The 25,114-nt window shown below is 44.0% G+C and carries 19 protein-coding genes; 7 read left to right on the forward strand and 12 right to left on the reverse strand.

Translation table 11 applies throughout. The features are described from left to right. Positions 1–304, forward strand: a 304-nt coding sequence (locus tag ACQRBJ_RS14150; RefSeq protein ID WP_445303991.1) for a hypothetical protein, incomplete at its 5' end; no start/stop codon positions are given. A gap of 45 nt (positions 305–349) precedes the next feature. After that, positions 350–688: a helix-turn-helix domain-containing protein gene (locus ACQRBJ_RS14155; protein ID WP_117664301.1), complete on the forward strand. Its 339-nt coding sequence runs from the start codon at positions 350–352 to the stop codon at positions 686–688. Positions 689–812: 124 nt separating this feature from the next. Here the strand turns inward: ACQRBJ_RS14155 and carB are convergent, their stop codons facing one another. The 8 genes from carB to ACQRBJ_RS14195 form a co-directional block, all read right to left on the reverse strand. Continuing rightward, positions 813–4,046 carry a carbamoyl-phosphate synthase (glutamine-hydrolyzing) large subunit gene (gene carB / locus ACQRBJ_RS14160; protein WP_294968699.1) on the reverse strand — a complete coding sequence of 1,078 codons (3,234 nt, stop codon included), beginning with the start codon at positions 4,044–4,046 and terminating at the stop codon, positions 813–815. A 137-nt stretch (positions 4,047–4,183) separates the two neighbouring features. Beyond that, entirely contained in the window at positions 4,184–5,263 is a 1,080-nt protein-coding gene (carA, locus tag ACQRBJ_RS14165) for a glutamine-hydrolyzing carbamoyl-phosphate synthase small subunit (RefSeq protein ID WP_294968774.1), read from the reverse strand. A gap of 75 nt (positions 5,264–5,338) precedes the next feature. Further along, complete coding sequence (locus ACQRBJ_RS14170; protein WP_445303992.1) at positions 5,339–7,222, reverse strand: amidophosphoribosyltransferase; 1,884 nt, start codon at positions 7,220–7,222, stop codon at positions 5,339–5,341. A 108-nt stretch (positions 7,223–7,330) separates the two neighbouring features. After that, positions 7,331–9,235 (reverse strand): glutamine--fructose-6-phosphate transaminase (isomerizing), encoded by a 1,905-nt coding sequence (glmS, locus tag ACQRBJ_RS14175; RefSeq protein ID WP_445303993.1) that lies wholly within the window; start codon positions 9,233–9,235, stop codon positions 7,331–7,333. A 61-nt stretch (positions 9,236–9,296) separates the two neighbouring features. After that, on the reverse strand, positions 9,297–10,097 hold the full coding sequence (locus tag ACQRBJ_RS14180; RefSeq protein ID WP_218417510.1) for a polysaccharide biosynthesis/export family protein: 801 nt from the start codon (positions 10,095–10,097) through the stop codon (positions 9,297–9,299). 194 nt (positions 10,098–10,291) lie between these two features. Continuing rightward, complete coding sequence (gene pyk, locus ACQRBJ_RS14185) at positions 10,292–11,749, reverse strand: pyruvate kinase (RefSeq protein ID WP_294968708.1); 1,458 nt, start codon at positions 11,747–11,749, stop codon at positions 10,292–10,294. Positions 11,750–11,997: 248 nt separating this feature from the next. Then, complete coding sequence (locus tag ACQRBJ_RS14190) at positions 11,998–12,579, reverse strand: LemA family protein (protein ID WP_294968711.1); 582 nt, start codon at positions 12,577–12,579, stop codon at positions 11,998–12,000. Between the two features lie 70 nt (positions 12,580–12,649). Continuing rightward, on the reverse strand, positions 12,650–13,483 hold the full coding sequence (locus ACQRBJ_RS14195) for a TPM domain-containing protein (protein WP_294968715.1): 834 nt from the start codon (positions 13,481–13,483) through the stop codon (positions 12,650–12,652). A gap of 167 nt (positions 13,484–13,650) precedes the next feature. Between ACQRBJ_RS14195 and ACQRBJ_RS14200 the strand changes: the two genes are divergently transcribed. The 3 genes from ACQRBJ_RS14200 to ACQRBJ_RS14210 all read left to right on the forward strand — a co-directional run bounded on the left by ACQRBJ_RS14200 (position 13,651) and on the right by ACQRBJ_RS14210 (position 16,470). Further along, a complete protein-coding gene (locus tag ACQRBJ_RS14200) occupies positions 13,651–13,938 on the forward strand; it encodes an HU family DNA-binding protein (protein WP_153123056.1) in 288 nt (95 codons plus the stop codon). Between the two features lie 346 nt (positions 13,939–14,284). After that, positions 14,285–15,856 (forward strand): Rne/Rng family ribonuclease, encoded by a 1,572-nt coding sequence (locus ACQRBJ_RS14205; protein WP_218417514.1) that lies wholly within the window; start codon positions 14,285–14,287, stop codon positions 15,854–15,856. A 296-nt stretch (positions 15,857–16,152) separates the two neighbouring features. Further along, entirely contained in the window at positions 16,153–16,470 is a 318-nt protein-coding gene (locus ACQRBJ_RS14210) for a heavy metal-binding domain-containing protein (protein ID WP_006847412.1), read from the forward strand. 151 nt (positions 16,471–16,621) lie between these two features. Here the strand turns inward: ACQRBJ_RS14210 and ACQRBJ_RS14215 are convergent, their stop codons facing one another. Continuing rightward, on the reverse strand, positions 16,622–18,184 hold the full coding sequence (locus tag ACQRBJ_RS14215; RefSeq protein ID WP_445303994.1) for an AAA family ATPase: 1,563 nt from the start codon (positions 18,182–18,184) through the stop codon (positions 16,622–16,624). Positions 18,185–18,464: 280 nt separating this feature from the next. Between ACQRBJ_RS14215 and ACQRBJ_RS14220 the strand changes: the two genes are divergently transcribed. Continuing rightward, positions 18,465–19,904 carry an AAA family ATPase gene (locus ACQRBJ_RS14220; RefSeq protein WP_445303995.1) on the forward strand — a complete coding sequence of 480 codons (1,440 nt, stop codon included), beginning with the start codon at positions 18,465–18,467 and terminating at the stop codon, positions 19,902–19,904. 220 nt (positions 19,905–20,124) lie between these two features. Here the strand turns inward: ACQRBJ_RS14220 and ACQRBJ_RS14225 are convergent, their stop codons facing one another. Then, the gene (locus tag ACQRBJ_RS14225) at positions 20,125–20,442 is read right to left on the reverse strand and encodes a helix-turn-helix domain-containing protein (protein ID WP_295346484.1); all 318 of its coding nucleotides are present in this window, start codon (positions 20,440–20,442) and stop codon (positions 20,125–20,127) included. 286 nt (positions 20,443–20,728) lie between these two features. Here ACQRBJ_RS14225 and ACQRBJ_RS14230 point away from each other — a divergent pair, with 286 nt between their 5' ends. After that, entirely contained in the window at positions 20,729–20,914 is a 186-nt protein-coding gene (locus ACQRBJ_RS14230; RefSeq protein WP_295346486.1) for a hypothetical protein, read from the forward strand. A 180-nt stretch (positions 20,915–21,094) separates the two neighbouring features. Here the strand turns inward: ACQRBJ_RS14230 and ACQRBJ_RS14235 are convergent, their stop codons facing one another. Then, a complete protein-coding gene (locus ACQRBJ_RS14235; protein ID WP_445303996.1) occupies positions 21,095–23,977 on the reverse strand; it encodes a TOTE conflict system archaeo-eukaryotic primase domain-containing protein in 2,883 nt (960 codons plus the stop codon). After that, the gene (locus tag ACQRBJ_RS14240) at positions 23,959–24,837 is read right to left on the reverse strand and encodes an Abi family protein (protein WP_445303997.1); all 879 of its coding nucleotides are present in this window, start codon (positions 24,835–24,837) and stop codon (positions 23,959–23,961) included. Before ACQRBJ_RS14240 ends, ACQRBJ_RS14235 begins: the two co-directional genes overlap by 19 nt. Positions 24,838–25,114 lie beyond the last annotated feature (277 nt).

A 25,114-nucleotide genomic window follows, 5' to 3' on the forward strand; every position in this document is an offset into this window, starting at 1 on the left:
GCTTTTAAATTTGCACGTTACAATCGCTTGGTGGAATTTTACTTATGCAGCCTTAGCATTTGATTATAAATCTCAAAAATTACAAGAAATGTTTGGCAGTATCAATTATTCAGCGTATCTTTGCAACAATAATAAAAGAAAGGAAAGCTATATGGAAACAAAAGACAAGAAAATACAAGTTCATACCATAGACTACAAAGACATCGACAAGTTTTTTCCTGCTCGTAGCGAAATTACAATGTCTCCACTTCCGAAAGGACACATAGCACGACTCGCTACCATCCACAAGGTTAAGATTCAATAAACTTGAATTAACTATAGATATCGACTATAATAAGGAGGACGTAATATGAAAACAAATAAACTGATGGATGAAATCCGCAAGTCAACTCCTGCGGACACAAACAAACAAGTCGACTTATGCGTTGCTATTGCCAACAGAGTCTTTGAACTATTACAGGAACGAAATATGAAACAGCGTGATTTTGCAAAGGCTCTTGGCAAGACTGAAACAGAAGTGAGTCGTTGGCTGAGTGGAACACATAATCTCACATTAGCTACAATCGCAAAGATGGCGACGGTTCTTGGTGATGACATCATTACCACAACACAGAGCCATCGTCCATACAAACTTCCAAATACGCAAAATGTTGCTATGATGGTAGCTGAGGATATGTGCAAAAAATAGTCATACAAATAATAAAAAATCCCTGCCATAGGAAGCCTTTCCTACAGCAGGGATTTTTCTATTGGGAATCATCAAGAATGACTTAACTGTCAATTCTTAATCACTAATAAATAATCACTAAACATTATTTATACTCTCCCCAAGCCTTGATATCGATATCCTCGAGCTTGGTGGTGCAGAATGCATAGATGAACGCACTCGCCAGACGGCTGTTGGTAATCAATGGCACGTTCAGGTCGATGGCAGCACGGCGAATCTTGTAACCATTGCTCAACTCGCTGCTGGTCAAGTTCTTCGGAATATTCACTACCATATCAATCTCATGGTTGTGGAGCATCTCCAAAGCCTTAGGCGCACCGCCTTCTGCCTCCTCTGATGGCCAGAGCACACGGGTGTTCTCAATGCCATTCTCGGTGAGGAACTTGCTACTACCACCAGTTGCATACAGCTTGTAACCATGCTTAACCAGCATCTGGGCAGCATCGAGCAAATCTACCTTCTGCTTGGCAGAACCTGTAGAAAGCAGGATGTTCTTGGCTGGAATGCGATGACCCACAGAAAGCATACTCTTCAGAAGAGCGGTAGATGTATCGTCGCCCAAGCAACCTACCTCACCCGTACTGCTCATATCCACGCCCAATACTGGGTCGGCCTTCTGCAGACGGTTGAAGCTGAACTGAGATGCCTTGATACCTACATAGTCGAGATCGAAGAGGTTCTTGTGTGGCTTCTCTACAGGCAAACCGAGCATCACACGGGTAGCCAACTCGATGAGGTTGATCTTCAATACCTTGCTCACGAATGGGAACGAACGGCTGGCACGCAAGTTACACTCGATAACGAGAATATCATTGTCACGAGCCATGAACTGGATGTTGAACGGACCGTTGATGTGCAACTCCTTGGCAATCTGACGACCTACTCGCTTCACACGACGAACTGTCTCAACATACAACTTCTGAGGAGGGAACTGGATGGTAGCATCGCCTGAGTGAACACCGGCAAACTCGATGTGCTCGGAAATCGCATAGGCAATCACCTCGCCATTCTTTGCCACAGCATCCATCTCAATCTCCTTGGCATGTTCGATAAACTTACTAACTACCACTGGGTGATCCTCACTTACATTGGCTGCCAACTGCAGGAATCGCTTCAGTTCTTCCTCGTTAGAACATACGTTCATCGCAGCACCAGAAAGCACGTAGCTAGGACGAACCAATACAGGGAAGCCTACACGCTCGATGAAGTTGTCGATGTCCTCCATAGAGGTCAGGGCGCTCCACTCTGGCTGGTTGATGCCGTTGTTGGTCAACATCTGAGAGAACTTGGCACGGTCCTCAGCGTTATCGATGTCCTTGGCAGCAGTACCCAGGATTGGCACGTTCTGTGCATCCAGGTGCATAGCCAGGTTGTTTGGAATCTGACCACCGGTAGATACGATGACGCCATGAGGCTGCTCCATCTCGATGATATCCATCACACGCTCGAAGGTCAACTCGTCGAAGTAGAGACGGTCGCACATATCGTAGTCGGTAGAAACGGTCTCTGGGTTGTAGTTGATCATCACTGAGCGCCAGCCTTCCTTGCGGATGGTGTTCAATGCCTGAACGCCACACCAGTCGAACTCTACTGAAGAACCGATGCGGTAAGCACCAGAACCGAGTACGATGATAGAACGGTGATCGTTCTCGAAGGTGATGTCGCTCTTCACGCCAGCGTAAGTTACATAGAGGTAGTTGGTCTGAGCAGGATACTCTGCTGCCAGGGTATCAATCTGCTTCACTACAGGCAGGATGCCATAGCTCTTGCGCTTGTTGCGAACCAGGAGGGCTGCCTTGTGCATGTTGCCCAACTCTTGCTCCAAGCCCACGGCACGGGCTACCTGAAAGTCGGTAAAACCGTAAACCTTAGCGGTGCGGAGTAATTCCTGGTCAAGAGTATTGATGTTGCACTTCTTCATCGCCTCGTCGATGTCGATGATGTGCTTCAACTTCTCTAGGAACCACTTGTCAATCTTGGTCAAGTCGTGAATCTGATCTACGGTATAGCCCTTGTGCATTGCCTTTGAAATCACGAACACACGCTTATCTGTTGGCTCGCGCAAAGCTGCATCGATATCGTCGATTTCAAGTTCCTTGTTCTCTACGAAACCGTGCATGCCCTGACCAATCATACGAAGACCCTTCTGGATGGCCTCCTCGAAGTTGCGGCCGATGGCCATTACCTCACCTACTGACTTCATAGATGAACCCAACTCCTTATCTACGCCACGGAACTTAGACAAGTCCCAACGTGGAATCTTACATACCACGTAGTCCAATGCTGGCTCAAAGAAGGCAGATGTGGTCTTGGTTACTGAGTTCTTCAACTCGAACAGACCGTAGCCCATACCGAGCTTGGCTGCAACGAAGGCAAGAGGATAACCAGTAGCCTTAGATGCCAAGGCTGATGAACGGCTCAAGCGGGCATTCACCTCGATTACGCGATAGTCCTCGCTCTTAGGGTCGAAGGCATACTGCACGTTACACTCACCCACGATTCCGATGTGACGGATAATCTTGATGGCGAGGGCACGGAGCTTATGATACTCAGAATTGCTCAGGGTCTGAGATGGAGCGATGACGATACTCTCACCAGTATGGATTCCCAGTGGGTCGAAGTTCTCCATGTTACAAACTGTGATACAGTTGTCGTAACGGTCGCGAACTACCTCATACTCAATCTCTTTCCAGCCCTTCAAACTTTTCTCTACCAATACCTGTGGAGAGAAAGAGAAAGCCTTCTCAGCGAGTTTGTTCAGCTCCTCCTCGTTGTCTGCGAAACCGGAACCGAGACCACCCAAGGCGTAAGCAGCACGGATGATGACAGGATAGCCGAGCTCAGCAGCAGCCTTGCGGGTCTGCTCGATGTTCTCGCAAGCCTCGCTCTTGATGGTCTTCACGTTGATTTCATCCAGCTTCTCTACGAAGAGCTCACGGTCCTCAGTATCCATGATAGCCTGTACTGGAGTACCCAATACCTTGACATTATATTTCTCTAGGATGCCCTGGCGATAGAGTTCCACACCACAGTTGAGGGCAGTCTGGCCACCGAAACTGAGGAGGATACCGTCTGGCTTCTCCTTCTGGATGACACGCTCTACGAAGTATGGCTGCACTGGCAGGAAGTAAATCTGGTCGGCAACACCTTCTGATGTCTGTACGGTTGCGATATTCGGGTTGATGAGCACAGTCTCGACACCTTCTTCGCGCAATGCCTTCAGGGCCTGCGAACCTGAGTAGTCGAACTCACCTGCTTCACCGATCTTCAAGGCTCCAGAACCTAAGAGGAGCACCTTCTTTATATTTTCGTCTTTCATCTTTATTTACTTTGAATTTTGAACTTTGAACTGTTTGATTACTTTTCCTTTGAACTTTGAACTTTGAACTGTTTGATTACTTTTTACTTGCAAGCACAGTAAGTTAATCATAAAGTTCAATATTCAAATCTCAAAGTTCAATGTTTGAGTGTTTCTACAAACTTATCAAACATGAACTCTGTATCCACAGGGCCTGAGCAAGCCTCTGGGTGGAACTGGCTTGAGAACCAAGGGTTCACCTTGTGGCGGATACCCTCGTTAGAGCCATCATTCATATTTACAAAGAGTTCCTCCCAGTCGTTGCCCAATGTCTTGGCATCAACGGCATAACCGTGGTTCTGAGAGGTGATGTAGCAATTGTTGGTTCCTACCATGCGCACTGGCTGGTTGTGTGAACGGTGACCATACTTCAACTTGTAGATAGTAGCACCGGCAGCCTTGGAAAGCAACTGGTTACCCATGCAGATACCGCAGATAGGCTTGCGGCTCTGGCTGATCTGCTTGCGAATAATATTAACAGCATCCTCACACATATCTGGGTCGCCAGGACCATTGGCAAGGAACAGTCCGTCGAAATCCATATCGGTGTAATCGTAATTCCAAGGCACACGAATCACCTCAACGCCTCTGTTGATGAGGCAACGGATGATGTTTGCCTTCACACCGCAGTCAACGAGAACCACCTTCTTGCCGGCACCCTCGTTGTAACGGATAATCTCCTTGCAGCTCACCTGGTCAACGAAGTTTACACCCTCGTAGTTAGCCTCAGGGATGTTGTCTGGTTCATCATCAAAGAGAATCTTACCCATCATCACACCATGCTCACGAAGCACCTTAGTCAACTCACGGGTATCGATGCCTGTGATTCCTGGCACCTTTTCGCGCTTCAACCAGTCGGCAAGACTCTCCACTGCATTCCAGTGGCTGTACTGCTCGCTGTAATCATTCACGATGATGGCAGAAGCATAAATCTTGTCACTCTCCATGAAGGTTGGCAAACCGTTCTCCTCGAAAGTAAATGGTGGCACACCATAGTTGCCCACGAGAGGGAATGTAAGTGTCATCAACTGACCGGCGTAAGAAGGGTCGGTCAAACTCTCTGGATATCCCATCATGGCTGTGTTGAACACAACCTCGCCCGCTACAGGAGCATCATATCCAAAAGATTTGCCATGGAACTTGGTTCCATCACTCAAAACTAAGGTTACTTTTTTCATATCTGACATTTGATTCTTTTATTTCATACTTATAAGAGCAAATGAATTCTTCACTCTTCGTTCTTCTCTCTTCACTTATTTATGATAAACGTTTTCGATATAGTTCACAAACGACTGGTTGCAGAGCTTCGTGCCGCCTGGGGTTGGATAATGACCGGTGAAATACCAGTCGCCCTTGTGGTTTGGAATCGCCTCGCGCAAGCCCTCGATACTCTGGAATACGAGCTGGATAGGAGTGGTCATGCCCTCCGGGCGAAGCATCTCTACTATCTTCTCGTTGATTTCCTCGATGGTGAATGGCTTGTAGATGGCACGCACCGGGTTCACCTGCTCCTCCTTCGGCTTGGCAAGTTCTGCCTTGCATGCCTCGTAGGTCTGCTCGATGAAGTCCTCCATCTTGCGCTCTTTCAAAAGCTGGATGGCCGCACGGAACACGCAGAACTCTTCCAGTCTTGCCATATCGATGCCGTAATAATCCGGATAGCGGATCTGAGGGGCACTGGATACGACTACAATCTTCTTAGGATGCAGACGGTCGAGGATGCGGAGGATACTCTCCTTCAGGGTAGTACCGCGCACAATACTGTCGTCGATGATAACGAGATTATCCACATTCGGCTCGATGCTTCCGTAGGTTACATCATACACGTGGCTCGCCAGGTCGTTGCGGCTGTTGCCCTCGGTGATGAAGGTACGGAGCTTGATATCCTTCCATGCAATCTTCTCCGAACGGACGAAATCGCCGAGAATATCGTATAATTCTTCCTTAGATGGAATATGGTCGAGGTTGGCAATCTGTTCTATCTTGCTTTCGTTGAGATACTTCTTGAAACCGCTCAACATGCCATAGTAAGCCATCTCGGCTGTGTTCGGGATGTAGCTGAACACGGTGTGATCTACATCGTAATCCACTGCCTTCAGGATAGGCTGGGTCAACTGCTCGCCCAACTGCTTACGCTCCTGGTAGATATCCTTGTCGGAACCACGGCTGAAGTAGATGCGCTCGAATGAGCAGGCAGAATCACCCTTCTGCTCCATGATGCGCTCGATGCTGCACTCGCCGTTCTTCTTCACGAGAAGTGCCGTGCCCGGCATCAGCTCCTGCACATCCTCTGCCTCCAGGTCGAAGGTGGTCTGAAGCACAGGGCGCTCGCTGGCTACTACTACGATTTCATCGTTCTTGTAGTAGAAAGCAGGACGAATGCCCCAAGGGTCGCGCATGGAGAACATCTCTCCCGAACCGGTGATTCCACAGACCACATAACCGCCGTCGAAGTTCTTCATCGTGGTCTTGAGCACATTGCTCATCTTCACGTGGTCTTCGATGTAGTTGGTGATGTCGGTGTTCTCCATCTCCATCGCCTTTGCTGCCACGAAGTTTCGCTCCACCTCTCTGTCAAGTCGGTGGCCCATCAGTTCGAGCATGATGTAGGTGTCGCTGTAGATGCGTGGGCTCTGGCCCTGCTTGGTCAGCTCCTGGAAGATTTCATCTACGTTGGTCATGTTGAAGTTGCCGCAAAGGCAGAGGTTCTTCGCCTTCCAGTTGTTGCGGCGCAGGAATGGGTGCACATACTGGATGCCACTCTTTCCGGTGGTACTGTAGCGCAGGTGTCCCATGTAGAGTTCGCCTGCGAAAGGCAGTTCCTCTTTGGCAAACTTAGCATCAGCAAGCTGCTCGGGAGTCAGGTTCTTGAAGTTGGCATTCGCCTTGCCGAATATCTCCGTCACGGCGTTCTTACCCTCTGCACGCTCACGAAACATATACTCATGACCAGGCTTTCCGCCCAGTTTGACACAAGCCATACCAGCACCCTCCTGTCCACGGTTGTGCTGTTTCTCCATCATCAGATAGAGTTTGTTGAGTGCGTACATCCAGGTGCCGTACTTCTGCTGGTAATACTCCAATGGCTTGAGCAATCTGATCATTGCTACGCCACATTCATGTTTCAATGGTTCCATCTCTCAATTATCCTTTATCTTATTTAGTTAAATTTGAATATACCTACTGCGAAGGGATACCCCTCCAAAAAAAGGGAAACGTCAAGAAACGACGATTCCCTTTATTTTTTATTCGACAGTAACTGACTTGGCCAAATTTCTAGGTTGGTCAACATCCTTGCCCTTACATACAGCTACATGATAAGCCAGAAGCTGCAAAGGAATGGTAGCCAATAATGGCTCCAGGCACTCCAAGGTCTCAGGGAGTTCAATCACTTCGTCGGCAATCTTGGAAATAGTTTCATCACCCTTGCTCACAATGGCAATGACACGACCCTGACGGGCCTTGATTTCCTGGATATTAGACAAGACCTTCTCGTACATGAAGTTGTGGGTAGCGATAACTACCACTGGCATATCGCTGTCTATCAATGCGATAGGACCATGTTTCATCTCCGCTGCAGGATAACCTTCAGCGTGGATGTAGCTAATCTCCTTCAACTTCAATGCACCTTCAAGGGCTACAGGATACTGGAATCCGCGACCCAGATAGATGAAATTGCGCGCATACGTAAAGGTACGGCTCAAGTCAGCTATCTTATTGTTCAGCTTCAACACTTCCTTCATCTTGGCAGGAATGTTCCAAAGCTGCTCTGTAATCTTCTGATATTCGTTTTCACTGATGGTTCCCCTCTCCTTACCGATGGCAAGTGCCAGGAGGATAAGAACGGTAACCTGACCGGTGAACGCCTTGGTAGAGGCAACACCAATCTCCGGACCTACATGAATATAGGTACCCGTATCTGTCTCTCGTGCGATGGAAGAACCGATAGAGTTACAGATACCATAGATAAACGCACCGCTCTCCTTGGCAAGCTTGATGGCAGCCAGGGTATCAGCGGTTTCACCACTCTGGGAAATGGCGATGACGACATCATCCTTCGTTACCACAGGATTGCGGTAACGGAATTCTGATGCATATTCCACTTCCACTGGGATGCGACAGTAATTCTCTATCATCTGCTTGCCGATGAGTCCAGCGTGCCATGATGTTCCACAAGCCACGATGATGATTCGCTTGGCATTGAGGAGCTGCTGGCGATGGTCGGTGATGGAGCTGAGCACTACGCCCATCTCTGTCTCCGTCTTGCAGGTTGTATCGTCGCCATCTGTCATCACACGGGTTTCCACGGTGCGACTTACCACACGGCCACGCATACAGTTGCGCAGGCACTCAGGCTGTTCGAAGATTTCCTTCAGCATGAAGTGAGGAAAACCGCCCTTCTCTATCTGACCAAGGTCAATGTCCACGGTCTGCACCTCAGGGTTGAGCTTTACGTTCTGGATGTTTACGACCTGCAATTCCTGACCGAGACGCATCACAGCGATGTTGCCATCCTCCAGATAAACCACCTTATCAGTATATTCGATGATAGGACTGGCATCAGAACCGAGATAAAACTCTCCGTCCTCACCGATACCTACAACCAATGGACTCTGCTTGCGGGCAGCAATAATCTGGTCAGGGTGACGCTTGTCAAGAATAGCGATGGCATAAGCGCCAATCACCTGACGGAGCGCTACCTGAACGGCAGTCAACAGATCAAAATCCTTCTTCACCTGAATGTATTCGATGAGCTGTACGAGGACCTCTGTATCGGTCTCGCTCTTGAACTCCACACCCTTGGCAATCAGGTTCTTCTTGATGTCGGCATAGTTCTCGATAATACCATTATGAATCATGGCAAGATTCTTGCTGGAAGAATAATGAGGATGAGCATTCACAGCTGAAGGCTCTCCGTGTGTAGCCCAACGAGTATGAGCGATACCCACATGTCCAGAAATATCCTTGTCTGAGCAGAACGCTTCAAGATCTGCCACCTTGCCCTTTGCCTTATATACGTTCAAAGAGCCATCATTGCTAATAAGGGCTACACCCGCAGAGTCATACCCGCGGTATTCCAAACGCTTCAACCCCTTGATGAGAGCTGGATAAGCATCTCCCTTACCTAAATATCCTACTATGCCACACATACTTATATATCTTTATATGTTGTAAATCTGTTTATTATTCCTGACCTTTTCTCTCTTTCACTTATCGCAAGATATTGACCACCAAAGAGGCTATAGATGTCAAAATGCTCAATCCCGACATAACCAATGTAGTGGAAGAACCGATAGCAGAATTCTGTGCCTTTACCTTGTTAGGCTCAACATAGATAATATCATTCTGCTGAAGATAATAGAATGGCGAACTGATGACATTAGCATCATTAAGATTCAAACGATGATAATGTTTCTCACCCTGTGCATCCTGACGAATCAGAATCACATTATCACGTCTACCGTAGATTGTCAAGTCACCAGCCTGCGCCAAAGCCTCAAGGATACTCATCTTCTCCTGTGGTACAGAAATTATACCAGGCTTGGTAACCTCACCCAATATCGAGACATGATAGCTAGCCATACGAACAGTGACGATAGGATTTTCCGTTTCTGCCAAATAAGGTTTTACCTTGCTCTTTACAAGATCCTCGGCCTCTTTCTTGGTCATGCCTCCTACGTGCAGTGTCCCAACAACAGGAAACTCGATATTACCATGATTATCTACCAGGTAGCCCTGCAATGTTCCGCCAGAAGTACTCAACTGTCCACCAGTACCAATTGTATTAGAAACAGACAAGTTGAAAGGCATCGCAGCCTTTGGATCTGTGGTAATCACGGTAATGGTCAGTTCATCCTTAGGCATAATCTTTGCCTCATAAAGAATTCTAGAACCCGCTAAACTGATAGAATCAATGTTTTGAAAATAAGCCACGCTCTTGGTGCTACCGCAACTGCCGAGCATCAAGACCATAGTTAAAGCGACAAGCGCTGAAAGAATGATTTTTTTCATCACAAACAAATTTCGTTATACATTATTGGTGCAAAAATACAGCATTTTTTTGAATGCTGCAAATATTTTGCACCAATAATTTCAGAAATATTTATTTTTTATGAAATATGTAGCCTTTTTGGCTTCACACGCAAAGAAAAGAGTACTATAATTCACCCCAAATTGCATTCCTGAAGCGAAAACCTGACGGCTTTTTATTTCTTGTCTTCTATTCCATTTGATGGCAGATTGAAAGTATAGCTATTGTCGAAGATCTTCTTTACCTTATTGATTTCAACAAAGGTAGTGCCACCACCCTCGCCAAAGCTACCACTCAAGTATGCTATCTTATTCTCTTCCTGCAGATATCCTTTCTGACGAAGCATACGCACAGCAGCTGTGAACATATCCTTAGAAGAAACATGATCTTTCTGATGAATAGGAATGATGCCATAGCTCAGGTTCAACCAGCGCTGAAGCTTCTCCTTATAGCAGATGGCTAGTACAGGATTTGGGCCACGGAAGGCAGCCAAGTCGCGTGCAGTCTGACCGGTTTCACCATCAGTGATGATACCAGCCACGCCCAACTGCTTGGTAGCTTCAATAGCAGCGTGAGCCAAAAAGAGTTTCTGGTCTATTTTACCGCCATCCATAGGATTGATGTCGTTAAGAGGTGACTTATCCTTCTCTGCCTGCTCGGCAATACGAGCCATAGTCTGAACTGCCTCTACTGGATATTTACCGCTAGCAGTTTCTCCAGAAAGCATCAAGGCATCCGTACGATAGAAGATAGCATTGGCAATATCAGTTACCTCTGCTCGGGTAGGACGCGGATTCTTAATCATGGTATGAAGCATCTGGGTAGCCACAATAACTGGCTTTTGAGCCTTCACACACTTGGCGATGATTCGGCGCTGGATACCCGGAATCTTCTCTATAGGCACCTCAATACCCAAATCACCACGGGCAACCATGATGCCGTAGCAAGCATCAATGATTTCATCAATATTATCTACACCCTCCTGGTTTTCAATCTTAGAAATAATCTTGATATCACTGTTGTGAGCATCCAAGATGTCCTGAACAGCCTTTACATCTGCTGCACTACGCACAAATGAGTGAGCAATGAAATCAATATCCAATTCGATAGCCAGCTCAATATTCTTACGGTCTTTCTCCGTAAGTGCAGGCAAATCGATATGCTCACCTGGTACATTCACGCTCTTATGAGCACCCAGCATACCCTCGTTCTGAACTTCTGCCACAAGCATAGGTCCTTGAACCTCCATCACCTTCATGTCGAGTTCGCCATCATCAAACAAGATGTCATCACCCACCTTTACGTCAGCAGCAATATCTGGATAGCTTAAGTTCACGATATCGTGAGAAGACTCCATTTCCGGACGACCGAAGATTTTCACCACGTCACCTATATTATAATGTATAGGTTCCTTGACGTCAGTAGTACGCACCTCAGGTCCCTTAGTATCAATCATGATACCAATATGTGGAGACACGGCTCTAACATTCTTGACAATGGTACGGATTCCATCTTCTGTAGCATGTGCGGTGTTCATACGAACCACGTTCATACCCGCAAAAAACAGTTTTCGGATAAAATCTTGATCGCATCTGCGATCACTGATGGAAGCAACAATCTTTGTTTGTTTCATATTTGTAATTACCTTGTTGAAATATCAATGTTATCGTGACTTTTCAATCACATTTCCCAAATTTTGTGCAAAGGTACAAAGAATTTCTGAAAAACATATCATCTTAATTACAAAATATATATAAAATATTGCGATACTTTCAGTTTGAAAGAAGATTACAACAAAAAAATCTAGCCAAGAAGGAATTCCTTCATTGGCTAGACTATCATTCTACAAACAATTCCATATCATTTTTATCAGAATCAGAATCAGATATCCAAATCTGGAGCCTTCTCTGCTCCTGCAGATGCCTCGAATTTCGGCATGGTCTGGAAATTGAAAATACCAGCAATAAGGGCAGTTGGCATTTTTCTAGCTGTCTGATTATAAGCCTGAACAGCATCATTATATTTGCGACGAGCTTCACTGATACGATTCTCTGTACCCTCTTCCTGAATCTGCAAAGACTTGAAATTCTCACTAGCCTTCAACTCCGGATATTTTTCCGCAACAACCATCAACTTGGAGAATGCATTCGCCAATTCTCCTTGAGCAGCCGTATATTCCTTCAACTTAGCTTCTGTCAGATTGCTAGCATCCAGCTTAACCTGACCAACAGCTGCACGAGCCTTGGTTACAGCTTCGAAAGTCTCCTTTTCATGCTTGGCATACGCCTTCACGATCTTAGCCAACTGTGGCATCATGTCGGCACGACGCTGATACTGAGTCTGTACGTTTGCCAACTCGGTGGTAGCCTGCTCCTGCTTCTCTACCAAACCATTATAACCACTGAATACCCATAGCACCAACACAACGATGACGCCTAAGATAATCCATCCTGTTTTCTTCATAATCCTTTTATTTATTAATTATACATTGTTATATTATTGACTATTGATTACCTGCGTAAACTACTAACTATCACCAGCTTCCTCCGGAGCCACCTCCTGAAAAAGTTCCGCCGCCAAAGGATCCGCCAGAGAAGCCGCCTCCTCCACCGCCAGAGAATCCTCCGCCGCCCATGAAGAACGGCGGCAACCAGTCGTCATCATCATTTCTTCTCCGCGACTGGTTTCTCCCCTTGCCCTTCGGTCTTGGCTTTACCAAACCTACCTGCTCCAGGATGTAACGGATGAGGTAATAAATCGGGATTCCGAAAAAGAGAAGGAACAGGATAACAACCAGTGCCCAATCCTCTTCATCATTCACAGTCCCCTCGTCTACCGACTCAATTCCGGTGCGTCCGCTTTTCACCTTATTATATATAGCACGACTCACGGAGGCAACCGCCTCTCCAGGATTGTCGTCCCGCATGTTCTTCACGATGCAAGCCCTAGCGATATCATCACAGTCTACATCCGTCAACTCGCCCTCCAGTCCACTACCGGGAGCGATAAAATACTTATGGTCTTCTACAGCGATGACGACGACCAATCCTCTTCGGCTTTTCTTATATCCGATACCATATTTATTGCCCACATCCTGTGCCATCCGGAAAGCATCCTGATTATCCACCTTGCCCACAATGATAAGCACATTCTGCACACCACATTCCAACTTCAACTTCTGCAGATAGAAATTGGCAGAATCCTTCTGCGCCTTATCTACATAGCCATCAGGATCGGAAACATATTGCGTAGAATCCTGCAGGAAAGGAATCGGCACATCATCCGCTTTCCATTCCCTCTTGGCAGCCAACGACAAGATGCCGAATGCTACAAACACAATCAGTGTAAAATATCTCTTAAAAGCCATATTTTCTCATTTTTGATGCAAAAATACAGAATAAAAACCTAATATGCAAATACTTAGAGCATTTTTTTTGCAAAAAAAACCTTAACTATTTTGTTATATCATAAAAAACTTGTATCTTTGCACACCGATTTAAGATAAATAAGTAAAATAAACAAAATATACAAGAAATGACAAAAGCAGATATCATCAACGAAGTATCGATGAACACAGGTATTCCTAAGAAAGAGGTTAGCACTGTGGTAGAGGCATTCATGGACGAAGTCAAGAAGTGCCTGATCGAGAAGAAGGATAGCGTATTTATGCGCGGTTTCGGTAGCTTCAACATCAAGCATCGTGCAGCAAAGACTGCTCGTAACATCTCTAAGAATACTACCATCACCATCCCAGCTCACGACTTGCCAAGTTTCAAGCCTTCTAAGAGTTTCATCGAGGAGATGCAGAACGCAGCTAAGTAATCACAGAGGTCGATTTACTTTAGCTATAATTTAGAGAATATTTCTTTAGCGAGATATCATTTATTATAATAACAATATTTTAAAATTTTAAAATCATGCCAAACGGAAAGAAAAAGAAGGGCCACAAGATGGCTACTCACAAGCGTAAAAAAAGATTACGTAAGAACAGACATAAGAGCAAGTAAGCTTTTTTAAGCTGATTTGCTCTCAGTCAGTTCGTCGACTGAGGGGGCGTGTCGTATCAAAAGGGATAGGCATGCCCCTTTTTAGTAACTACTAAATTGATTACTAAGACTTTCTTCTAGTAACCAATAAGTTTAATGTGTAAAAAGATTAATTGAAGACTATGACAAGCGAAGTTGTAATTGACGTCCAACAGAAGGACATCTCTATCGCACTCATGGAGGATAAACAGCTGGTAGAATATCAGAATGAACCTCGTGAGGCCTCGTTCTCTGTGGGAAACATCTATATCGCAAAAGTTAAGAAACTGATGCCAGGTCTTAACGCTTGCTTCGTAGATGTAGGTTATGAACGCGACGCCTTTCTTCATTATCTTGACCTAGGAAGTCATTTCAATTCCTACCAGAAGTACCTTAAACAAGTACAGAGCGACAGAAAGAAACTTTTCCCATTCTCTAAAGCCAGCAAGCAGCCAGAACTGGAAAAGGACGGAAGCATTCAGAATGTCTTGAAAACAGGACAGGAAGTGCTGGTACAAATCGTTAAGGAACCAATTTCTACCAAGGGTCCTCGACTCACAGGCGAAATTTCATTCGCTGGTCGATACTTGGTACTCATGCCATTCGGTGATAAAGTTTCTGTCTCGTCGAAAATCAAAAGCGGTGAAGAACGTTCCCGACTCAAGCAACTCATGCACAGCATCAAACCAAAGAATTGCGGTGTTATCGTCCGCACTGTGGCTGAAGGTAAGAGAGTCGCTGAACTCGATGCTGAGCTGAAAGTCCTGGTGAAGCGATGGGAGGATGCTATCGCCAAGGTACAGAAGACCCAGCAGCGCCCGCAACTCGCATTCGAGGAGACCGGAAGAGCCGTCGCTCTCTTGCGTGACTTGTTTAACCCATCTTACGAGAACATCTTCGTCAACGATGAAGAAGTAATGAACGATGTAAAAGACTATGTTTCTCTAATAGCCCCTGAAAAGGCGGGCATAGTCAAGCTCTACACTGGTAAGGTGCCTATCTTCGACAACTTCAGCATCACCAAGCAGATTAAAGCTGGATTTGGTCGTGTTGTCAACTACAAGCATGGTGCATATCTCATCATTGAGCACACCGAAGCTTTGCATGTTGTCGATGTAAACAGCGGCAATCGTACTCGTGAGAAAGGTCAGGAAGCAAATGCTCTCGATGTAAACCTCGGCGCTGCCGATGAGTTGGCAAGACAGTTGCGTCTCCGAGATATGGGAGGCATCATCGTTGTCGACTTTATCGACATGAATCTTGCAGAAGACCGACAGTTGCTCTATGAACGCATGTGCAAGAATATGCAGAAGGACCGTGCCAAGCACAACATCCTTCCTTTGAGCAAGTTCGGACTGATGCAGATTACCCGCCAGCGTGTTCGCCCTGCGATGGACGTAAACGTAGAGGAAACCTGCCCAACCTGCTTCGGCACGGGCAAAATCAAATCGAGCATTCTCTTCACCGACCAGTTGGAAAGAAAAATCGACCGCCTAGTCAACAAGATTGGCGTCAAGAAATTCACTTTGTACGTAAATCCTTACGTAGCTGCCTTCATCAACAAGGGCTTCATTTCCCTGAAACGGAGATGGCAGTTTAAGTATGGTTTCGGCTTCAATGTGATTCCATCTCAGAAACTGGCATTCCTCCAGTATGAGTTCTACGATCAGGATAACCAGTATCTGGATATGCAGGAAGAACAGGAAACAAAGTAAATTTTTAATTCTAAGAAAAAAGCTCCATTCGCAATCAGATACGAATGGAGCTTTTTTTCTTGCTTATACTTTATTATATATAAGACAGTTTAACGCTCTTTTCTGAGCGTTTGCCGAAAGCAGCACCATCATGAGTGCTGCCGAAAACATCAATCTCTTGTTCATATAACCCATAAATATTTATCTTTAGATGCAAAAGTAACAAATATTTTTTGATTTTCTGCAACCTTTTGCTATCTTTTATCGTCTAAGCTATAAATAACATTGATAATAACATAAAAAGAAAGGAAAAAATTATGATTTTGAGTACAACTCCAACCATAGAAGGCCACCCTATCCGTGAATATCGTGGCGTAGTAACTGGCGAAACCATCATCGGTACCAACTTTGTGAAGGATTTCTTTGCCAGCGTTCGTGACGTAATCGGTGGCAGAAGCGGTTCTTACGAAAGTACACTCCGCGAGGCCAAGGATACAGCCCTCAGAGAGATGGCCGACCGTGCTGCATCCCTAGGCTGCAACGCCATCGTGGGCATCGACCTGGATTACGAAACTGTAGGCAACAGCGGCTCCATGCTGATGGTAACATGCAGCGGAACGGCGGTGATTATCTAAGTTCAACTACTGTAAAATAGAACGAAATATGCTTGAAACAGGGCGGTAACTGCCTAAAAAATCGAGTTACCGCCCCTGTTAAGATATATTTTTATCTATATAGTGTGGTGACCTTCATCAGATGAAGGCCACCAACTTTCTTCTATTTCATTTATTCTATCACCCAATCCTCTATACTTCGCTGGTTTTCAGAGAAGTTAATACCCACTTTCACAACCTTCCGCCCATCATCAGCAAAAGCCTTGGCATAGTCCTTGTCGCTGATTTGCGCCATGGCGATGTCGGCAGACTTCTTATATTTCAACTCAAAGATAAAGATACTTTTATCCGTCTTGAGCACAAGGTCTATTCTTCCATCAGAAGTGGTATGCTCCACCTTCACATCTTCGCCAAGCATGGTGAAGATGGTGAATATCACGGCTTGATAGTGACGCTCATTATTGTTGATAATCGTATATGGGAACTTATCATAGAATGCCTTCAAATGAGGCATAAAAGCTTCCATGTCATCATTGATGAGCACATTCTTGGAATAAGCATACACGATAGCATCATATCTGTTCATGTCTTGCGCAGTATAATACCTGACGAGACTTTTCGAGAAGCCTTGTCTTACTTCTTGATTTGGAAAACAGAGATGATACAATTTTCCCCTTCGCTCATATCCTTTAATGGTAAGATAACCACTCTGGAAAAGAACAGGAATCGGGTCTGTAAGCTTTTCAGTAGGGGTATCAAAACGATCATCATTAACCCAAAGGTCGTCCAGATTGAGCATGTCCAAATTTTTCTGCTGCAACAACTCTACCAGGAACGTAGGCGTACCGGATGTAAACCAATAGCTATTAAACTCCTTATCGTCCAGAGCATTGATAATGCTGTAAGGATTGAAGATATCCTCGCTATTGATACTGAAATGGTAGCCATCATAATGCTGCTTGAGTTGCTCTAAGGTCTCCTCATAAGTAAGCCCATTATGTTCAGCCATCTCCTCAATACCCTCACGGAAATACTGAGACAATTCACTCTTAGTAATACCACAACAGCTGCTGTATTCATCCTTCAATGTGAGAATCTTGAGATTATTCAACTCGCTGAAGATGCTGAGCTGACTAAACTTAGAGATGCCTGTGATGAATACAAAGCGAATGTTTCCCTCTTGCTGCTTCAAGGGACTGAAGAAATCTCGCATGATGTTGCGGATGGTCTTCTGCAAGTCTTCGTCACTTACAGAATCATGCATCGGGGCATCATACTCATCGATGAGAACGACAACTTGTTTACCTGTTTGAGCAGCTGCAGCAAGCAAGATGTTCTTAAGACGACCTCCAAAAGACTTCTCATCTATTGGATTAACTTTTAAACCATATTTTTTCTCTTCTACTTCTAGTATTCCGTTTAGAATTGAATATGTATTCTCCAAACTATAATATTTACCGCAGCTCAGATCCAAGTGGATGACAGGATATGCCGTCCATTCCTTCTCCATCTGTTCGATGGCAAGTCCCTTGAACAGTTCTTTCTTACCTTCAAAGTAGGCCTTGAGAGTAGATACAAACAAGGATTTTCCGAATCGACGTGGGCGACTCAGAAAATGAAATTTGGCATAATGAGCCAACTGATAGACGATAGCCGTCTTGTCAGCATAGAAGTAATTCCCCTTCACGATTTCGGAGAACGTTTGTATTCCCAAAGGATATCTCTTTGATGCCATAATCTTACTCTTAATAATTAATGTACAAAGATACAGATAATATTTCAGAAAACAAGCATTTTTCTGATTATTAACAATATATCACTGCAAAAATAGAACCGCAATTCAACAAAACATGCTTGAAATGGGGCGGTAACTTCCTTAAAAAACGAGTTACCGCCCCAGTTCAGGCATATTTTTATCTAAAATCCCTTGCGGAATTCAAATAAAAACATTATCTTTGTAGCCAAATATCAGAGCCTTAGGGCTAATTGTTATCATAAAATAAGACTTTACCATTATGCTACAAAAAATAATAGGACGCAAGGAAGAGCAGAAAACGTTGCAGGATTGCTATGAATCCAACAAACCGGAATTCGTAGCAGTCTATGGAAGACGACGCATCGGCAAGACTTTCCTGGTGAAACAATTCTTCAAAGAAAAGTTTGACTTCTATTTTACAGGAGCTTATCAGGCTACCAAGAAAGATCAGCTCTTTAACTTCAAGATGACCCTGGAATCATACTCAGGCGTCAAGCGAAAGACCCCTCAGACATGGCTGGAAGCATTCTTCCAGCTAAAAGACTATCTGGCTTCTCTCGGTGACAGACGAAAAGTGGTCTTCATCGATGAGCTTCCTTGGTTCGACACCTCACGCTCCAACTTCATCAGCGCTATCGAACTCTTCTGGAACCAATGGGCTTCAGACCAGAACCTCATGCTCGTGGTATGCGGTTCAGCCACCTCATGGATGGTCAATAAGCTGTTGGGAGACAAGGGTGGGCTACACAACCGGGTAACCCGCAGCATCTATCTTGCACCTTTCTCATTAGGTGAAACTGAGGAATTTCTGCAGAACAATCATATCGTATTCAACCGACACCAGACAGTAGAATGCTATATGATGCTAGGTGGCACGCCTTACTATCTAAACATGCTCAAAACCCATTTAAGCCTGGCTCAAAACATCAACAAGCTGTTTTTTGAGGAGAACGGTGAACTGAGAAGAGAGTTCGACTTCCTGTTCCGTTCGCTTTTCAAGGATAGCAGAAACTATCGTAAAGTAGTGGAGATACTTTCTCAAAAGGCAAAGGGCTTGACCCGACAGGACATCATCCGCGAATGCAAAATTCCTGACAATGGCGGACTATCAGAGGTATTGGATGATCTCTGCAACTGCGATTTCATCCGCCGCTACTACCCCATCAACAAGAAGCAGCGAGATGCAGTATATCAGCTCACCGACCTCTTCTCCCTATTCCACCTGCGCTACATCAAGAACTCCACTGGAATGGACGATACTTTCTGGACCGACACCATTGATTCGCCAAGTCATCGTGCCTGGTGCGGCTATGCTTTCGAGCAGGTATGCCTGCATCATATCAGGCAAATCAAACGTGCCCTAGGCATTGAGGGGGTTCAGGCATCCATCTGCTCATGGTCGGCACCTGCCAGCGTGGATTCTGAGGGAAAGAAGCGAGAAGGCGCCCAGATAGATTTGGTAATCGACCGACGAGACCAGACCATCAACCTATGCGAAATGAAGTTTTCGATGAAGCCCTTCGAGATTACTCCTTCCTATCTGGAACACATCATCTATCGCCGTGAGTTGTTCAGAGAAACCACTGGTACCAGCAAAGCTCTGCACCTCACCTTCGTTACGACTTACGGAGTGGCAAGAAATGCCCAATACGGCATGATACAGAGCGAGATTACAATGGATGACCTGTTTAAGCAATAAGTAAATCCATTCCAACTTATTGATTATCAATTAAATAATGTGGTAACCTTCATCAGATAACCCCCACCAACTCCTGTTCAATGTGGTGACCTTCATCAGATGAAGGTCACCAACTTTCTGTGCGAATTTTTAGTATTATGAGATATAAAACCATCTAAGCTATTTAACCAGGAGCTAGAAAAAGCCAACCTCCAATGTATTAATTGAAAGTTGACTATTTTCATTTATATTGTTTAGTATGACGAATTCTCTGTGCCTTCTTCTCATCCCTTCTCATCAGATACGGGGAAGGGGGCAGCTCTGGAAGCACATCATTTATAGCATCAATCTGCCCCACCACCTTCAGCAAGAGGAGAAAAGTGGCTAGCGAAAGATTGCCAGCTGTGCCATTCTCAAATTTATGGATGGTGGTCAAGCCAAGCCCAGTAAGCTCGGCTACCTCTTTCTGGGTGAGATTGCATCTCATTCTATATTCCTTGAATCTCACTCCCAGCAAGCGTACCAACTCTGGAGTAGAATATTCATATAAATCTGCCATAATCTTTCATTTATTTATCTATCATTATAATGATATTTATCCATTATATCAGCCTTTATCTTCAATATACTGATATTTATGTTTGCAAAAATAATAAAAAGAAATGAAACTGGCAAGCTTTCAAAAGATTATTTTCTATCTTTCTGTTTTTCTTCTGGAAAGAAAGAAAAAACTAAAAAAGACTAAGATTCAATCACATTTCTTAGCTTTTTCTTGCCTACTTCAGAAAAAAACGTATTTTTGCCACAGAAATATACAAACATCAAAATAATAGGAGGATATGAATATGGCAAGACCAATAAGAGAAACCCCAATTCTAATGGGTAAAGATGCTGAACGCTTCGTTAAAGAAATGAAGCGAGTGGAAAGTTTGACTCCTGATCAGAGGAGAGCTAATCGAGAGAAACTGCATGCAGAAGTTGAAGAAATCAACAAAAAATGGAATCTAACATATAATGCACTTTTAGGATGAATATTTATCGTTTTGATTCAGATAGGAACGATGACAACAAGTACACTAGAGCCATGTACTTCGACATGCTCGAATTATAAACAAAGACCTCAGGTGCAGGCATCAAGTATCGGATACCTACAACTGAGGTTTCTAGATTACCACAAAACAGGAAAAAATGAGATTAAACGTCTATTTAATTTAACCTCCATTTACCTTGTTTTCCGTGGCAGAGTATAGGATTTCCATCATTTCGTTAGCTATTTTATGGTCAGCAATTCGCATGACATTATTTGTTTCCGAGTTATAGCCAAAGAAGTTGATATTTCCATACCAGACAATAGCCTTGTCTATGACAGCACATTGTAGCGTTTGTTCCTTGTTGCAAACCACATCCATTCCAGCATTTGACAGTTCTGTCTCATTAGCCCCTTCCTCTTTTACATGTACAACCACAGAAACACCATCATGAAGAAGGTTTGCGAGTACAGACATGATAGAGGGTTTATATTTGAACTTCACTTTCGGTACTGCGATAACAACAGAATGTTTGGCTTTTGCCAAATCATTTCGGAATGCCGCTTCGTAATTGTTTTGCTCATATATCAATTCTTGGGATTTTTTATCTGGTGCTGGTGATGTCACATTCTTTCCATATCCAGCTTTAATATACCCTTTCAGTCGTTTACGATACATAGAGTCGCAAAGTGGAACACGAATATCCACATAATCATATATGTACACTTCACACTTTCCTTCATATTCTCTATGTAAACGCCCAGCATATTGCTCCACGTTTCCTTTCCAGGCTATAGGCATAGTAAGGAACAGGGTATCAAGGCGAGGATAATCGAAACCTTCGCCTACATACTTTCCTGTAGCTACAATCACAAGTGATTCTGATATGGGTATTGACTGTAGATTTTGTAATGCAAGACGTTTTTCTTTAGCAGAATCCGCACCAATGAGTTGTATAACATGATCGGCAAATGGCATTAGCATTTGTGCCAACACCTTGACATGAGCTGTACGAGTTGTCAGCACTAAAGGTGTTCGTCCTTTTTGAATTGCAGCCTTGACATCCTCCATAACGAATTCATTTCTAACCTTATCCCCGGATAACTCTTGCGTTATTTGAACATAAGTCTTGCGGTCTGATGTAATGCTTCGGAACGAGGTAAACCTTGGAATCAGCAGGCGTTTGAATCCTTGATTTTCCATTTGGCTCTTGGCATCAGAGGTGAATCTTATCTTTCCGCATTGCATAAATATAATAGGTTGATGTCCATCCTTTCTGATTGGAGTTGCGGTCAAACCATAAACAAAAGTAGCAGTCACTTGTCGAAGAACCTGCTCGAAGCTGACTGAAGATACATGGTGACATTCATCGACTATCACCATACCGTAATCCTTGACAAAAGGCTTTACTTCGCCTTCACTCAAACAAGATTGTATCAAAGCAATATCAATTATGCCATGCAGCGAGTTCTTGCCTGCGTATAAGCAACCAATGGCGGAAGTTTTCTTTTTCCTGCCTCGTTTTGTTTCAGGCTCTTCTATTGTTTCATCAATCTTAAGAAACGATTCCAACCGCTCCTTCCATTGCTCAAGCAATGCCTTGTTGTGAACAAGTATTAATGTATTGACCTTTCTCTTTGCTATCATTCCGATGGCAAACACGGTCTTTCCAAACGCAGTTGTTGCTGATAGTGTTCCGACATTATGCCCAGCAAAAGCTTCCATTGCCTTTTGCTGTTCTTCTCGAAGACTTCCTCTGAATGTAACCTTTATACTACGTCCGTGGTAAGTCTTGTCAGTAATCGAAACCTTGACATTATGCTGGGTTAGGATGTCACGAACCGCATCCTCACAACCACGAGGAAGAACAAGATTGTCGTCAGTTATTTCCGAACACGAAATGATACGTGGAATATTATACGTAGACAGGCGCATCCCTTGCTTCTCATAAAATTCAGGATTACGGAAAGCAGCCATGCGCTTGAAAACGTTCACGCATTTGGCAGACAGACTTGTCAAAGGTATATATAGCATGTTAGCTCTTGTCAGCACTATTTCCTTTGGATAACAGTCTGTTTGCATCATATCCATTTTAGGTGTTTCCCAAGGCTTTTCCTCACTAGTCTTCGAGAGTTCGCCCAATGTTGGCACAGTATGCAGCCGTAACAACATATCAAGTTCTACCTCCGACAACTTACGAATTTGTGATAACAATTCCCATTGGTCAGCATACGCATTGAAATCTTCATCAACGAATACACTGTTTCCTTTGCGTCGAGCCATCCCCTGTAATGGTAAGGCTACAAGATTGCCAAGACCACCTTCGGGCAAGGAGTCTTGGTTAGGAAAAAACCGGTCGTATGACTTGAAAGAAAGATGGACATCACTATTCATCGCCTCTGTAAGAATGGCATTTCCTAACTTTCGTGCCTTGAAAGCAGTTATTGGCATATCAAAGAATATCCACACATGAGCTCCATTGCCAGAACGTGAGCGCTCGATGTAACAAGGCACATTCCAAGTTTTGCAAACATTTACAAAAGAAAGCACATCATTCTTGTAGCCATGTTCACAGCTTTTGTCATCAAAGTCTGTGCAAAGAAAACAGCAAGTATTGTCCTTTCGTATTGGATAAAGTCCAATAACATCACGTCCCCATACATCCTTTCCAGCAAGATGATTGAAAACGTCATTGTATGTCAAAGGAGCGAACTGCCTGTTGGGACAATCCGCACACTTATATTTTCGTTTATCGCAAAATTCTCGATTCCATTCTCTCGTGCATACAGGCTGATAGCCAGACTTTTGGGTCGTACTACTATACCAACGCTTAGCAAAAACATCATCACGACCTTGGAATACACTTTGAAATATAGAAACTTTTTCTTGTAAAGAGAATTGGCATATAGAAACTGATGCTGCTTCTATACGATTAGAGTTATAAGTCTTTGATTCTAAACTTTCATATTCTATCCCATTCTTGTCAAGAATCGCTTTAAGTCTGGCATTTTCTTTTTCCAATTCTTGAATTCTTAGGGCAAGAGCACTTACATCCCTTGCGTCCATAAAGGTTCGCTCTCCCATCCATTCGGAAATCCAAGAGCTGCCAGATTTATCTCCGGATAATTGGAAAATAGCGTTTGCATCTTGACTAACATATCATTGTTAGGCGATATAATATCAAGGAAATACTTGATGATGCAGATTGTAAAATATACTCTTTGAGGGTTTGAGGGCTGTGTAATCCAAGGAAGTGCAATCCTTCTTGGAGATACAGGCATGATAGAACTTACCTTATTCCACACTCTTGAATGGTGGCAACAGGCATTTCTCAACAATGTCAAAGATGTTATCCAAGATTCCAAGACTATAGGTTGCAAACCAAAATAGTGAGAGATGCGCTTACGTATCTTGTCTGCTTTCAGATTACGATAAACTATGTTCACATTACCCATTGTCAGCAACTCGCCCAAAATCCATGATGGAGGATATGGGTCACAATAGCTGTTTTTGAAGTGCTTGACAAACTCTTCTGTTGATTTTGCGTATTCCTTATCAATGGTGTTTTTTGTATCTTGGAAAGTTCTTTGGTTGGCAAAATGAACCGAATTAGTCAGCCAATAAATATCCCCAGTTATCTGCACAGGAATATTCATAATAGCCCGACGAATGGCTATCTCAACTTTTTCAATTTCATAGAGAAGAAGCATACGCAACTTTTTGTCAAAGCGATAAAGATTCAGCACTTGCTGAAAAGTTGTTTCTTCTTTATACTGATGGGATTCTTTTGGAACTTTCAAGAATGGGTACATATAAGCAGAAAGACGATAGTACCCGATACTCTCCAAATATCGTACCGCCTTAGCTTCATCAGAAATGATAAGCCCGCGACTTTCCAACAGAGCCACCAAATCCGTCTCTGTCATATAATGTTTTGTGAAGTGCGGTATTCTTTCCATTAGCGTATTTTGAAAATAAACGTATACATACAAAAAAGCCCCACGCATTTGAGCATCGTTGAGAGGCTTGGTGGGAACTGACGCTGCAAAGATACGAATAATTATTGATAATACAAACTTTTGAGCAAGAAAATTCACACAAAAGTAGATTTCTTTGACACATTTGTATTTAATAATGTTAAATCAGACTTTAAATTCATACTTTTCCAGCCAAATAAAGTGGTTTCCAAGATAAAAGTGTTAT

This window comes from Prevotella sp. SGI.167 (assembly GCF_050313615.1).
Classification (GTDB): domain Bacteria; phylum Bacteroidota; class Bacteroidia; order Bacteroidales; family Bacteroidaceae; genus Prevotella.